We start from the raw sequence: 12,841 nt of genomic DNA, 5'->3' as shown, positions 1-12,841 counted from the left end.
TAAATGGCTAACCGTCTTAAAGAAAAATACACTAACGAAGTAATTCCAGCTTTGACTGAAAAATTTAACTATTCTTCAGTTATGGCTGTGCCAAAAGTTGATAAAATCGTTATCAACATGGGTGTTGGTGAAGCTGTAAACAACGCTAAAACTCTTGAAAAAGCTGCTGCTGAGTTGGCACTTATTTCAGGTCAAAAACCATTGATTACTAAAGCTAAGAAATCAATCGCTGGCTTCCGTCTTCGTGAAGGTGTAGCGATCGGTGCTAAAGTTACCCTTCGTGGTGAACGCATGTACGAATTCTTGGATAAATTGGTATCAGTATCACTTCCACGTGTTCGTGACTTCCATGGTGTTCCAACTAAATCATTTGATGGACGTGGTAACTACACACTTGGTGTTAAAGAACAACTTATCTTCCCAGAAATCAACTTCGACGATGTTGATAAAGTACGTGGTATGGATATCGTTATCGTAACTACTGCTAACACTGACGAAGAAGGTCGTGAATTGCTTAAAGGCCTTGGAATGCCTTTTGCAAAATAATCTAGGAGGTAAATAAATTGGCTAAAAAATCAATGATTGCTAAGAACAAACGCCCTGCGAAGTTCTCTACGCAAGCTTACACTCGTTGCGAACGTTGTGGACGTCCACACTCAGTTTATCGCAAATTTAAACTTTGCCGTGTTTGCTTCCGTGAATTGGCTTACAAAGGTCAAATTCCAGGTGTTACCAAAGCTTCTTGGTAAAAACATGGTACAATCAATTTAGTTTTACCTAATTTGATTGTATTAAACACAATCTGAGCCTAGCTCAATCATTAACTAGCAAGTGAATTATTCAAACTACTAGTAAGAGGAGAAAATATAAAATGGTTATGACTGACCCAATTGCAGATTTCTTGACACGTATTCGTAACGCTAACCAAGCTAAACACGAAGTACTTGAAGTACCTGCATCAAACATTAAAAAAGGTATCGCTGAAATCCTTAAACGTGAAGGTTTCGTAAAAAACGTTGAAGTTATCGAAGATGACAAACAAGGTATCATCCGCGTATTCTTGAAATACGGACAAAACGGTGAACGTGTTATCACTAACTTGAAACGTATCTCAAAACCAGGTCTTCGTGTTTACTCTAAACGTGAAGATGTTCCTAAAGTTCTTAACGGACTTGGAATCGCGATCATCTCTACTTCAGAAGGTCTTTTGACTGACAAAGAAGCTCGTCAAAAGAACGTTGGTGGAGAAGTTATCGCTTACGTTTGGTAAGAAGCTGATACTAAGCACTTATCTCAAATGATTTGTGCGAGTTTCGTTGATTATATTCGATGAAACTCATCCCCGTGAAAACTAGTCACTTTGTGGCTTGATAATCTAACAGGAGAATTAAATACTATGTCACGTATTGGTAATAAAGTTATTACTTTGCCTGCTGGTGTTGAAGTAACAAACAACGATAACGTTGTTACTGTTAAAGGACCTAAAGGCGAACTCACTCGTGAGTTTAACAAAAACATTGAAATCAAAGTTGAAGGCAACGAAGTTACACTTCACCGTCCAAACGACTCAAAAGAAAACAAAACAATCCACGGTACTTCACGTGCAAACTTGAACAACATGGTTGTTGGTGTTTCTGAAGGTTTCAAAAAAGAACTTGAAATGCGCGGTGTCGGATATCGTGCGCAACTCCAAGGAACAAAACTTGTTCTTTCAGTTGGTAAATCTCACCAAGACGAAGTTGAAGCTCCAGAAGGTATTACTTTTGAAGTACCATCTGCAACTTCAATCGTTGTAAGTGGTATTAACAAAGAAGTTGTTGGTCAAACAGCTGCTTACATCCGTAGCCTTCGTTCACCAGAACCTTACAAAGGTAAAGGTATCCGTTACGTTGGTGAATACGTACGTCGTAAAGAAGGTAAAACTGGTAAATAATAGGATTTTATCCTTTTGGCAATTCTTTTTGGATTGTCTCTTTACCAAAAGCTCTCATGAGCAAGCATTATAATTAAGAGGTGAAAATTGTGATTTCGAAACCAGATAAAAACAAACTCCGCCAAAAACGCCACCGTCGCGTTCGCGGAAAACTCTCTGGAACTGCTGATCGCCCACGTTTGAACATTTTCCGTTCTAATACAGGCATCTACGCTCAAGTTATTGATGACGTAGCGGGTGTAACGCTCGCAAGTGCATCAACTCTTGATAAAGAAGTTTCTAAAGGAACTAAAACAGAACAAGCCGTTGTTGTCGGTAAACTTGTTGCTGAACGCGCAGTAGCTAAAGGTATTTCTGAAGTGGTGTTTGACCGCGGTGGATATCTCTATCACGGACGTGTTAAAGCTTTGGCTGACTCAGCTCGTGAAAACGGATTGAAATTCTAATAGGGAGGACACTTAATAATGGCATTTAAAGATAATGCAGTAGAACTTGAAGAACGCGTAGTTGCTATCAACCGTGTTACTAAAGTTGTAAAAGGTGGACGCAACATGCGTTTTGCTGCTCTTGTTGTTGTTGGTGACCGTAATGGTCGCGTAGGATTTGGTACTGGTAAATCTCAAGAGGTTCCAGAAGCTATCCGTAAAGCAGTTGAAGCAGCTAAGAAAAACCTTATCGAAGTTCCTATGGTTGGTACAACTATTCCTCACGAAGTTCGTTCAGAATTTGGTGGAGCGAAAGTATTGTTGAAACCAGCTGTTGAAGGGGCTGGGGTTGCCGCTGGTGGTGCAGTTCGTGCCGTCATCGAATTGGCTGGTGTTGCTGATGTAACATCTAAATCACTCGGTTCAAACACTCCAATCAACATCGTTCGTGCGACTGTTGAAGGGTTGAAACAACTTAAACGTGCTGAAGAAGTTGCGGCTCTTCGTGGCATCTCAGTATCTGACTTGGCATAAGAAAGGAGATAACAATGGCTCAAATTAAAATTACTTTGACTAAGTCTCCAATCGGACGCAAACCAGAACAACGTAAAACAGTTGTTGCTCTTGGACTTGGTAAATTGAATAGCTCAGTTGTTAAAGAAGACAACGCTGCTATCCGTGGTATGGTCAACGCAGTATCTCACTTGGTAACTGTAGAAGACGTTAAATAAAAATTGATTTAAGTCGTGAGGGTTCCCTTGCGACTTAAACTGAATTTCATGTATAGGCGAGTTTCTAATTAAGCTACCTTACTTGGTTAGAGGCGCTAGCATTTTACAAAAAGAGGAGAAAATAATAATGAAACTTCATGAATTGAAACCTGCTGAAGGTTCTCGTAAAGTCCGTAACCGTGTAGGTCGTGGTACTTCATCTGGTAACGGTAAAACTTCAGGCCGTGGTCAAAAAGGTCAAAAAGCTCGTAGCGGTGGTGGCGTACGTCCAGGATTTGAAGGTGGACAAACTCCATTGTTCCGTCGTCTTCCAAAACGTGGATTCACTAACATCAACGCTAAAGAATACGCACTTGTAAACCTTGATCAATTGAACGTCTTTGAAGATGGTACAGAAGTAACTCCAGCAGTTCTTAAAGAAGCTGGAATCGTTCGTGCTGAAAAATCAGGCGTTAAAGTTCTTGGTAACGGCGAATTGACTAAGAAACTGACTGTTAAAGCAGCTAAATTCTCAAAATCTGCTGAAGCAGCTATCACTGCTAAAGGTGGTTCAATCGAAGTCATCTAATGAGGGGTAACTCATTATGTTCTTTAAACTATTAAAAGACGCATTGAAAGTCAAAAACGTTCGTAATAAGATTTTATTTACAATCTTCATTATTTTCGTTTTTCGTGTAGGGACTCATGTAACAGTTCCTGGTATCAATGCGGAAAGTTTGAAACAATTAAGTGATTTACCTTTCTTGAACATGCTTAACTTGGTGTCTGGTAATGCCATGAATAACTTCTCTATCTTCTCGATGGGGGTTAGTCCTTACATTACAGCATCAATCATTGTCCAACTTTTGCAGATGGATATTTATCCAAAATTTGTAGAGTGGGGCAAACAAGGGGAAGTTGGTCGTCGTAAATTGAACCAAGCGACTCGCTACATCACTCTTGTTTTAGCCTTTGTTCAATCGATTGGTATTACAGCAAGTTTTAATACTCTCTCATCAATTTCATTGGTTAAAACACCAAATGTTTCAACCTACCTATTGATTGGAACAATTCTAACTGCTGGTAGCATAATTGTGACATGGCTTGGTGAACAAATCACAGATAAAGGTTTTGGTAATGGTGTGTCAATGATTATCTTTTCAGGGATCATTGCTTCTATTCCAAAAATGTTCTCAACAATTTACGAGGATTTCTTTGTCAACGTTCGTTCAGGAGAATTGACTCGTTCATATATCATAGTTGCTTTGCTAATTGTGGTAGGTTTGGCGATTGTCTTCTTTACGACATTTGTTCAACAGGCAGAATATCAAATTCCAATTCAATATACTAAATTGGTTCAAGGGGCTCCAACGAGTTCTTACCTTCCATTGAAAGTTAATCCAGCTGGTGTTATTCCCGTTATCTTTGCTAGCTCGATTACAACAATCCCTAGTACTATTCTTCCATTCTTCTCGAAGGTTACATGGTTATCACACTTACAAGGACTACTCTCGTATAATACACCTAGTGGAATGATCACTTACGCGATATTGATTATCTTGTTCTCATTCTTCTACACATTTGTCCAAGTAAATCCTGAAAAAACTGCAGAAAATCTTCAAAAGAATGGGTCTTATATTCCTAGTGTTCGTCCAGGTCGTGAGACTGAAAAGTACATGTCTTCATTGCTTAAGAGATTGGCAACAATCGGGGCTGTATTTCTCGCGTTTATTTCATTGGCTCCAATTGCGGCTCAACAGTTTATGCACCTTACAAGCTCAATCGCGCTTGGTGGTACATCTCTTTTGATCTTGATTTCAACTGGTATCGAAGGTATGAAACAACTCGAAGGTTACCTATTGAAACGTCAGTACGTTGGATTTATGAATCTTGAAGACTAAGTCTTCTCATGAACAATTGAGAGGGAAAGAAAGGTTACTTTCTGTCCCTTCTCTTTTGTTTTTTGATAACTCTACCAATGTTTTTAAACTTTGATAGAGTTATTTGAAAACAAAAATAAGGAGTTCGTAAGATGAATCTTTTAATTATGGGTCTACCAGGTGCTGGTAAAGGGACTCAAGCTGCAAAAATTGTTGAAGAATTTGGTGTAGCTCACATCTCAACTGGTGATATGTTCCGTGCTGCTATGGCTAACCAAACAGAAATGGGAACTTTGGCAAAATCATTCATCGATAAAGGTGAATTGGTACCAGATGAAGTGACAAATGGAATCGTTAAAGAGCGTTTGGCTGAATCTGATATTGCTGAAAAAGGTTTCTTGCTAGATGGTTATCCACGTACTATTGAGCAAGCTCATGCATTGGATGAAACATTGAAAGCACTTGGTATTAAACTTGACGGTGTAATCAATATTGAAGTTAATCCAGAGAGTTTGGTTGAACGTCTTTCAGGTCGTTTCATTTGTCGCTCATGTGGTGCAACATATCATAAAGTATTCAACCCAACTAAGGTTGAAGGAACATGTGATGTTTGTGGCGAACATGAATTCTTCCAACGTGAAGATGACAAACCTGAAACTGTTAAACGTCGTCTTGACGTAAACATTGCTCAAGGTGAGCCAATTATTGCACATTATCGTGAGCTTGGTCTTGTATCAGATATTCAAGGTAACCAAGATATCGATGATGTATTCGCTGATGTTAAAAAAGCGATTGCAGCAATTAAATAATTATATAATCTTACTTGCGTATCAGGCTTAAGCATGTTATAATACTTTAGTCTGACTTATAATTGTTACCTCTGTGCTCAGAGGAAATCAAATCGAAATTTTAGGGGGTACTTTTGCGTGGCAAAAGAAGACGTGATTGAAATTGAAGGTAAAGTTGTAGAAACTATGCCTAATGCTATGTTTACTGTTGAATTGGAAAATGGACACCAAATTTTGGCGACAGTTTCTGGTAAAATCCGTAAAAACTACATTCGTATTTTGGTCGGTGACCGTGTGACTGTTGAAATGAGTCCTTATGATTTGACACGTGGACGCATCACATACCGCTTTAAATAATCGAAATAATTGGAGGGATTAAAACATGAAGGTAAGACCATCGGTTAAACCAATTTGCGAATACTGTAAAGTTATTCGTCGTAACGGTCGTGTTATGGTAATTTGTCCAACAAATCCAAAACACAAACAACGTCAAGGATAATATAGAAAGGAGAAATCATGGCTCGTATTGCTGGAGTTGACATTCCAAACGATAAACGTGTAGTAATTTCACTTACTTACGTATACGGTATCGGACTTGCAACATCTAAGAAAATCTTGGCTGCTGCAGGCGTTTCTGAAGACATCCGCGTTAAAGATTTGACAAACGATCAAGAAGACGCTATCCGTCGCGAAGTGGATGCAATCAAAGTTGAAGGTGACCTTCGTCGTGAAGTTAACCTTAACATCAAACGTTTGATGGAAATCGGTTCATACCGTGGTATCCGTCACCGTCGTGGACTTCCTGTCCGTGGACAAAACACTAAAAACAATGCCCGCACTCGTAAAGGGAAAGCTGTTGCGATTGCAGGTAAGAAAAAATAATTAAAATAAAATAGGAGGTAAAAACATTGGCTAAACCAACACGTAAACGTCGTGTGAAAAAGAATATCGAATCTGGTATTGCTCACATTCACGCTACTTTCAATAACACTATTGTTATGATTACAGATGTGCATGGTAACGCTGTAGCATGGTCATCAGCTGGTGCTCTTGGTTTCAAAGGTTCTCGTAAATCTACACCATTTGCTGCACAAATGGCTTCAGAAGCTGCTGCTAAATCTGCACAAGAACATGGTCTTAAAACAGTTGAAGTAACTGTTAAAGGTCCTGGTTCAGGTCGTGAGTCTGCTATCCGTGCTCTTGCTGCTGCAGGTCTTGAAGTAACAGCAATCCGTGATGTAACACCTGTACCACATAATGGTTGTCGTCCTCCAAAACGTCGTCGTGTGTAATCTTTAATAACAATAGTACACAAGGTTCGTTTCGAGGGAGTATAATAAATGATTGAGTTTGAAAAACCAATAATAACAAAAATTGATGAAAATAAAGATTACGGCAAATTTGTCATCGAACCACTAGAACGTGGTTATGGTACAACTTTGGGTAACTCTCTTCGTCGTGTACTTTTGTCATCACTTCCAGGTGCTGCCGTAACATCAATTAAGATTGATGGAGTACTCCACGAATTTGATACCGTACCAGGCGTCCGTGAAGACGTGATGCAAATCATCCTTAATATTAAAGGACTTGCTGTAAAATCTTACGTCGAAGACGAAAAGACAATTGAACTTGATGTCCAAGGTCCAGCTGAAGTTACTGCTGGAGACATCTTGACTGATAGCGACATTGAAATTGTTAACCCTGATCATTATCTTTTCACTATCGCTGACGGCGCTTCTTTGAAAGCGACTATGACTGTAGCTACAAACCGTGGTTATGTTCCAGCAGATGAAAACAAGAAAGATGATGCACCAGTGGGAACATTGGCTGTAGATTCAATCTACACACCAGTGAAGAAAGTCAATTATCAAGTTGAACCTGCCCGTGTAGGTAGCAATGATGGTTTTGATAAATTGACAATCGAAATCATGACAAACGGAACAATCATCCCTGAAGATGCCCTCGGTCTCTCGGCTCGCGTTTTGATTGAACACTTGAACTTGTTTACTGACCTTACTGACGTTGCTAAAGCCACTGATGTAATGAAAGAAACTGAAAAAGTGAACGATGAAAAGGTGCTTGACCGTACCATCGAAGAACTTGATTTGTCTGTACGCTCATATAACTGTTTGAAACGTGCCGGTATTAATACCGTTCATGATTTGACAGAAAAAACTGAGCCTGAAATGATGAAAGTCCGTAACCTAGGTCGTAAATCTCTTGAAGAAGTCAAAGTTAAGTTGGCTGATCTTGGACTTGGACTCAAAAACGATAAATAATAATATAGGAGGATAACATGGCTTACCGTAAACTTGGACGCACAAGCTCACAACGTAAAGCGGTTCTTCGTGATTTGACTACAGATCTTATCATTAACGAAGCAATCGTTACAACTGAAGCACGTGCTAAAGAAATCCGTAAAACAGTTGAAAAAATGATCACTCTTGGTAAACGTGGTGATTTGCACGCACGTCGTCAAGCAGCTGCATTTGTACGTAACGAAATTGCATCTGAAAGCTATGATGAAGCAACTGATAAATATACATCAACAACTGCTCTTCAAAAACTTTTCTCAGAAATCGCACCTCGTTATGCTGAACGTAACGGTGGATACACTCGTATCCTTAAAACAGAACCACGTCGTGGCGATGCTGCCCCAATGGCAATCATCGAACTTGTTTAATTTTTATCAATTTTGTTGAGTGTTATGATGATGGAATAGCTTAGCTTTTCTTAGTCTAGCTCTGGTCTACCGCTGGGCAAACGCCTAGCGGGAACACTCATCATAAAAATGGGAATAAATAAGCATGTAACGCTTGTTTACGAAAGGTAATACTGTTATTTTTCGTAAGCAGGCGTTTTTTTGGGCTATAAATCGTCTGAATATTTTGATATAATGGAATAAGCTTATTTCAAAAAGGGGGACATTATTTTGACAACAGCCAAGGAACTGCTTAAGCAAAGGTATTATGAGCCAATTAAGGAGCAACCGGAATTATTTGTGGGGATTGAGTTGGAATACCCAGTTGTTAATTTGAGTGGTAATGCTACAGATGTCTCTCTTACAAAACAGTTACTAGTCTATCTCTTAGATAATTTTGATTTTCAAGCTGATAAGTATGATTCTGATAATAATCCCATTCAGCTTATCGATAAAGCTTCTGGAGATATGATTCTTTTTGAAGTCTCCTACAATACGATTGAGTTTGCTTTTGCAAAGGCTGAAAGAATCTCTGAGGTTGAGGAACGTTTGGATACTTACCTCGGTATAATTCAACCTTATCTTCAGAATCATAATCATGAGTTGCAAGGTTGGGGAGTGAATCCAAACTGGGCAAAAAATGACAACAGACCTGTTAAATCTCCTCGTTATGAGATGCTTATGGATTTTCTCGAGTTATCTAAAGCAAAGAACGATCCTTTCTTTCATGATTATCCAGAATATGGTTCTTTCATCTGTGGGAGTCAGGTACAGTTAGATGTTTCAAAAACGTCCTATTTAAGGGTTTTAAATGCTTTTAATCAAATAGAGGGACCCAAAGCAGTATTATTGGCAAACTCTGAATTTTGGGGCTCAGATTGGGATTTAGCGCTTTCTCGTGATGTTTTCTGGGAGAATTCCATGCATGGTGTTTTTGAGGAAAATGCAGGGGTATTTCCCAAGGTGTTTAAGAGCGAAGATCACTATTTTTCTTACTTGTCTGAGACGGCCATTTTTACTGCTAAGCGTGGTGATGAAACCTACTATTTTGAACCAATACGTGCTAAAGACTATCTAAGTACGTCATCTGTCAAAGCACACTCTATTCATGGCGAAGTAGTCACTATTGAGCCAAGTGAGGAAGATTTTAAGACTCACCGTTCTTATCAATTCCAAGATTTAACGACACGAGGGACGATTGAGTTTCGCAGTGTTTGTACCCAACCTTTCTCATCAACCTTTGCACCAGCAGCCTTTCACCTTGGTCTTTTAGTCAATTTGGAAAATCTGGAAAATATTTTGAATGACTCACCTTTTTTTGAAGTATTTGACTATGATTTTCCTAGAATTCGTCGTTTATTTTCGAAAAAGGATATTTCTGCTACAGATCTCAAAATGATTTTACCTTTGACAGAATCGCTATTGTCTTGTGCTGAGGATGGTTTAAAATCGCGTGGTTTTGGAGAAGAAGTGTACTTAGCTCCCCTTAGAGAGAAATTAGATAAACTGAATAAGAGTTTAGCTTAACCTTTGATAAAAGATATAATAGATAACTTTTGCTAAAAAATTTAAAAAAGGCAAAAAAGTATTGACGTCAGCAAACAATAAATGGTATTATATAGTAGTTGTTTCGAAAGAGACAAGAGAAAGTTATAAAAACTTTCAAAAAAAGTATTGACACGAGTTGTCAATCTTGATATAATAACTAATGTTGTTAGCGGAAATGGCGGAATTGGCAGACGCGCAGGACTAAGGATCCTGTGACCGCTTTAGGTCGTGAGGGTTCAAGTCCCTCTTTCCGCAGAGTAACCAGTCAGATGACTGGTTTTTTTGTATTAAAAAATCAAAACGCTTACAAATTGTAGAAAAGCTAGTTTTTTGAGTCTAATTGTGATAGAATAAACTTGTAAACGGGTTCAAACCCAAAAAAATATAGGAGGCCTTTATAATGGCAATCGTTTCAGCAGAAAAATTTGTCCAAGCAGCTCGTGATAATGGTTATGCAGTTGGTGGATTTAACACAAACAACCTTGAGTGGACTCAAGCTATCTTGCGTGCAGCAGAAGCTAAACAAGCTCCAGTACTTATCCAAACTTCTATGGGTGCAGCTAAGTACATGGGTGGTTACAAATTGTGTAAAGCTCTTATCGAAGAATTGGTTGAATCAATGGGTATCACTGTACCAGTTGCTATTCACCTTGACCACGGTCACTACGATGATGCTTTGGAATGTATCCGTGTAGGTTACACTTCAGTTATGTTTGACGGTTCACACCTTCCAATCGAAGAAAACCTTGAAAAAGCAGCTAAAGTTGTTGAATTTGCACACGCTAACGGTGTATCAGTTGAAGCTGAAGTTGGTACAATCGGTGGTGAAGAAGATGGTATCGTTGGTGACGGTGAATTGGCACCAATCGAAGATGCTAAAGCTATGGTTGCAACTGGTGTTGACTTCTTGGCAGCAGGTATCGGTAATATCCACGGTCCTTACCCAGAAAACTGGAGCGGACTTCACCTTGACCACTTGCAAAAATTGACAGAAGCTGTTCCTAACTTCCCAATCGTATTGCACGGTGGATCAGGTATTCCTGACGATCAAATCCAAGCAGCTATCAAACTTGGTGTTGCTAAAGTTAACGTTAACACTGAATGTCAAATCGCATTTGCTAACGCAACACGTAAATTTGTTGCTGAATACGAAGCAAATGAAGCAGAATACGACAAGAAGAAACTCTTCGACCCACGTAAATTCTTGAAACCAGGTTTCGAAGCTATTACAGAAGCTGTTGAAGAACGTATCGACGTATTCGGTTCAGCAAACAAAGCTTAATTAGAGTATATAAGCTTGAAATGAAAGGGTTTGTCCAATATGGACAAGCCTTTTTCTTATGTTTTGCCACAGATTTGCCCTCGATTTCTAAATTTCAGTTCGTTTTGATTATAGATGTGGCGCAAACAAAGCTTAATTAGCTCAAAAAAATAGTTAGTATCTGCCAATTAATCTGTGATTGAGAGTAAACAAATTTTAAAGAGTGGATATGGCTTTGGTTGATAGATTCTATTTCCTAACTTTTTAAGATATGCTATAATATGAATATGTTTGATAATTATATTGTACCTGTATTTTTTGGTGGTGGAGCTCTTGCTCTACTAGGTTTAGTGTTATTTGGTTGGGCCTTGCCTTCATTTTTGAAGGGTAAGTGGTCTTATTTGATTTCTTTGCTAGGTTTAGGTTTGGTTGCTTTTGCCTATTTTGATTCGGCGATTGTTATCACTTATAAAATCTGGCTTGGATTGCTAGGTGTTATCATGGTTGGTTGGGGACTTCCTTTCAACAATCGTAAGGGACGCCGTGCGATGACTATTTTTTGGGCTATCATGGCAATCGTTGTAGGTATTGCTGCTATTGCATTCACTATTGCTTATGGTGTTATTAACCGCCACTAACATGAAACTGTAAAACATGCTATAATAATGGCATGTTTTATTTTATGACCCTATCATTTATTATCATGCCTGCCTTGGGCTGCTTCTTAATAGGCTTAGCTTTTGCTAAACCAGATCGTTGGGACTTTTCTTGGATTTTATCCTTAATAGGTTTGGCGGCCTTTATTTCTTCTTTTTGGCATATAGCACGTGTAGATTTATGGTTTATGCTAAGTTATAGTGTTGGTCCTTTTTTGATGGGATTTGGTTTCTCCTGGGACCTAAGTAAGAAACGCCGTAGGCAGTTATTATTATTAGGGGCATTTTTCCTTGTCTTTTTTGTGATTCTGTACTATCTTATTGTGCGAATCCTGAATACAGCTGTTGTCTAAAGGAGGGCTGTTGTGATGTTGCTAGATTTAGAAGAGAAGACACGTGTGCTTGTAGAAGATATTGTTGAACGTTCAGCTATTGGGAGAGGAGCTATCTTTGTCTTGGGATTGTCTTCCAGTGAGGTTGCTGGTGGGACTATTGGCAAAGCCTCTAGCCGTGAAATTGGCCAACGAATTGTGAAAACTATTCTTGAGGTTTTGGAACCTAAAGGAATTTACTTGGCTGTTCAAGGCTGCGAACATCTGAATCGTGCTTTGGTTGTTGAGCGTGATCTCGCCATGGCTAAAGATTTGGAAATTGTTAATGTTCTTCCAACCTTGCACGCTGGGGGAAGTGGTCAGCTGGCTGCTTTCGACTATATGAAGGATCCTGTTGAGGTGGAGGAAATTGTCGCTCAGGCTGGTATTGATATTGGGGATACCTCTATTGGTATGCATGTGAAGAGGGTCCAAGTTCCTCTTCGCCCTATTATTCCAGAATTAGGTGGTGCCCATGTGACTGCTTTGGCGAGTCGTCCTAAGTTAATTGGTGGCGCTCGTGCAGAGTATTTAGCAGATCCTATCCGTAAAAACTAAAAAGTATCGG

At 39.1% G+C, this 12,841-nt stretch carries 21 protein-coding genes and 1 tRNA gene; all 22 read left to right on the top strand.

The features are described from left to right. The first annotated feature begins 3 nt into the window (after positions 1-3). Entirely contained in the window at positions 4-546 is a 543-nt protein-coding gene (rplE, locus tag SSAL8618_RS09730) for a 50S ribosomal protein L5 (protein WP_002887058.1), read from the top strand. 17 nt (positions 547-563) lie between these two features. After that, the gene (locus SSAL8618_RS09725) at positions 564-749 is read left to right on the top strand and encodes a type Z 30S ribosomal protein S14 (protein ID WP_001085699.1); all 186 of its coding nucleotides are present in this window, start codon (positions 564-566) and stop codon (positions 747-749) included. A gap of 122 nt (positions 750-871) precedes the next feature. After that, a complete protein-coding gene (rpsH, locus tag SSAL8618_RS09720; RefSeq protein WP_002885642.1) occupies positions 872-1,270 on the top strand; it encodes a 30S ribosomal protein S8 in 399 nt (132 codons plus the stop codon). 126 nt (positions 1,271-1,396) lie between these two features. Next, on the top strand, positions 1,397-1,933 hold the full coding sequence (gene rplF / locus SSAL8618_RS09715) for a 50S ribosomal protein L6 (RefSeq protein ID WP_002887056.1): 537 nt from the start codon (positions 1,397-1,399) through the stop codon (positions 1,931-1,933). A gap of 89 nt (positions 1,934-2,022) precedes the next feature. Beyond that, complete coding sequence (gene rplR / locus SSAL8618_RS09710; protein WP_002885810.1) at positions 2,023-2,379, top strand: 50S ribosomal protein L18; 357 nt, start codon at positions 2,023-2,025, stop codon at positions 2,377-2,379. An 18-nt stretch (positions 2,380-2,397) separates the two neighbouring features. After that, a complete protein-coding gene (gene rpsE, locus SSAL8618_RS09705) occupies positions 2,398-2,892 on the top strand; it encodes a 30S ribosomal protein S5 (RefSeq protein WP_002885626.1) in 495 nt (164 codons plus the stop codon). A 14-nt stretch (positions 2,893-2,906) separates the two neighbouring features. Continuing rightward, positions 2,907-3,089, top strand: coding sequence for a 50S ribosomal protein L30 (gene rpmD / locus SSAL8618_RS09700; RefSeq protein ID WP_002885773.1), 183 nt, complete (start codon positions 2,907-2,909; stop codon positions 3,087-3,089). A 127-nt stretch (positions 3,090-3,216) separates the two neighbouring features. Continuing rightward, positions 3,217-3,657: a 50S ribosomal protein L15 gene (rplO, locus tag SSAL8618_RS09695; RefSeq protein ID WP_002885849.1), complete on the top strand. Its 441-nt coding sequence runs from the start codon at positions 3,217-3,219 to the stop codon at positions 3,655-3,657. 16 nt (positions 3,658-3,673) lie between these two features. After that, a complete protein-coding gene (gene secY / locus SSAL8618_RS09690) occupies positions 3,674-4,969 on the top strand; it encodes a preprotein translocase subunit SecY (protein ID WP_002892081.1) in 1,296 nt (431 codons plus the stop codon). A 131-nt stretch (positions 4,970-5,100) separates the two neighbouring features. After that, positions 5,101-5,757, top strand: coding sequence for an adenylate kinase (locus SSAL8618_RS09685; RefSeq protein WP_002885632.1), 657 nt, complete (start codon positions 5,101-5,103; stop codon positions 5,755-5,757). 117 nt (positions 5,758-5,874) lie between these two features. After that, positions 5,875-6,093: a translation initiation factor IF-1 gene (gene infA / locus SSAL8618_RS09680; protein WP_001040189.1), complete on the top strand. Its 219-nt coding sequence runs from the start codon at positions 5,875-5,877 to the stop codon at positions 6,091-6,093. 25 nt (positions 6,094-6,118) lie between these two features. After that, the gene (rpmJ, locus tag SSAL8618_RS10485) at positions 6,119-6,235 is read left to right on the top strand and encodes a 50S ribosomal protein L36 (RefSeq protein ID WP_000868345.1); all 117 of its coding nucleotides are present in this window, start codon (positions 6,119-6,121) and stop codon (positions 6,233-6,235) included. A gap of 17 nt (positions 6,236-6,252) precedes the next feature. Next, a complete protein-coding gene (gene rpsM, locus SSAL8618_RS09675) occupies positions 6,253-6,618 on the top strand; it encodes a 30S ribosomal protein S13 (RefSeq protein ID WP_002885820.1) in 366 nt (121 codons plus the stop codon). A 26-nt stretch (positions 6,619-6,644) separates the two neighbouring features. Then, complete coding sequence (gene rpsK / locus SSAL8618_RS09670; RefSeq protein ID WP_002885718.1) at positions 6,645-7,028, top strand: 30S ribosomal protein S11; 384 nt, start codon at positions 6,645-6,647, stop codon at positions 7,026-7,028. 48 nt (positions 7,029-7,076) lie between these two features. Further along, the gene (locus SSAL8618_RS09665) at positions 7,077-8,015 is read left to right on the top strand and encodes a DNA-directed RNA polymerase subunit alpha (RefSeq protein WP_002885793.1); all 939 of its coding nucleotides are present in this window, start codon (positions 7,077-7,079) and stop codon (positions 8,013-8,015) included. A gap of 17 nt (positions 8,016-8,032) precedes the next feature. Further along, on the top strand, positions 8,033-8,419 hold the full coding sequence (gene rplQ / locus SSAL8618_RS09660; RefSeq protein WP_002885709.1) for a 50S ribosomal protein L17: 387 nt from the start codon (positions 8,033-8,035) through the stop codon (positions 8,417-8,419). 249 nt (positions 8,420-8,668) lie between these two features. Continuing rightward, a complete protein-coding gene (locus SSAL8618_RS09655) occupies positions 8,669-9,964 on the top strand; it encodes a glutamate-cysteine ligase family protein (protein WP_038676882.1) in 1,296 nt (431 codons plus the stop codon). A 190-nt stretch (positions 9,965-10,154) separates the two neighbouring features. Continuing rightward, positions 10,155-10,240: transfer RNA gene (locus SSAL8618_RS09650), tRNA-Leu, on the top strand. 145 nt (positions 10,241-10,385) lie between these two features. After that, on the top strand, positions 10,386-11,267 hold the full coding sequence (locus tag SSAL8618_RS09645; RefSeq protein ID WP_038676880.1) for a class II fructose-bisphosphate aldolase: 882 nt from the start codon (positions 10,386-10,388) through the stop codon (positions 11,265-11,267). Between the two features lie 260 nt (positions 11,268-11,527). Continuing rightward, on the top strand, positions 11,528-11,884 hold the full coding sequence (locus SSAL8618_RS09640; protein ID WP_002885732.1) for a hypothetical protein: 357 nt from the start codon (positions 11,528-11,530) through the stop codon (positions 11,882-11,884). 32 nt (positions 11,885-11,916) lie between these two features. Then, on the top strand, positions 11,917-12,255 hold the full coding sequence (locus tag SSAL8618_RS10480; RefSeq protein ID WP_014635137.1) for a hypothetical protein: 339 nt from the start codon (positions 11,917-11,919) through the stop codon (positions 12,253-12,255). Positions 12,256-12,270: 15 nt separating this feature from the next. Then, positions 12,271-12,831 (top strand): TIGR01440 family protein, encoded by a 561-nt coding sequence (locus SSAL8618_RS09635; RefSeq protein ID WP_022496082.1) that lies wholly within the window; start codon positions 12,271-12,273, stop codon positions 12,829-12,831. Positions 12,832-12,841 lie beyond the last annotated feature (10 nt).

Source organism: Streptococcus salivarius (genome assembly GCF_000785515.1).
In the GTDB taxonomy this organism is placed as follows: domain Bacteria; phylum Bacillota; class Bacilli; order Lactobacillales; family Streptococcaceae; genus Streptococcus; species Streptococcus salivarius.
This window is presented reverse-complemented; position numbering and strand designations above follow the sequence as displayed.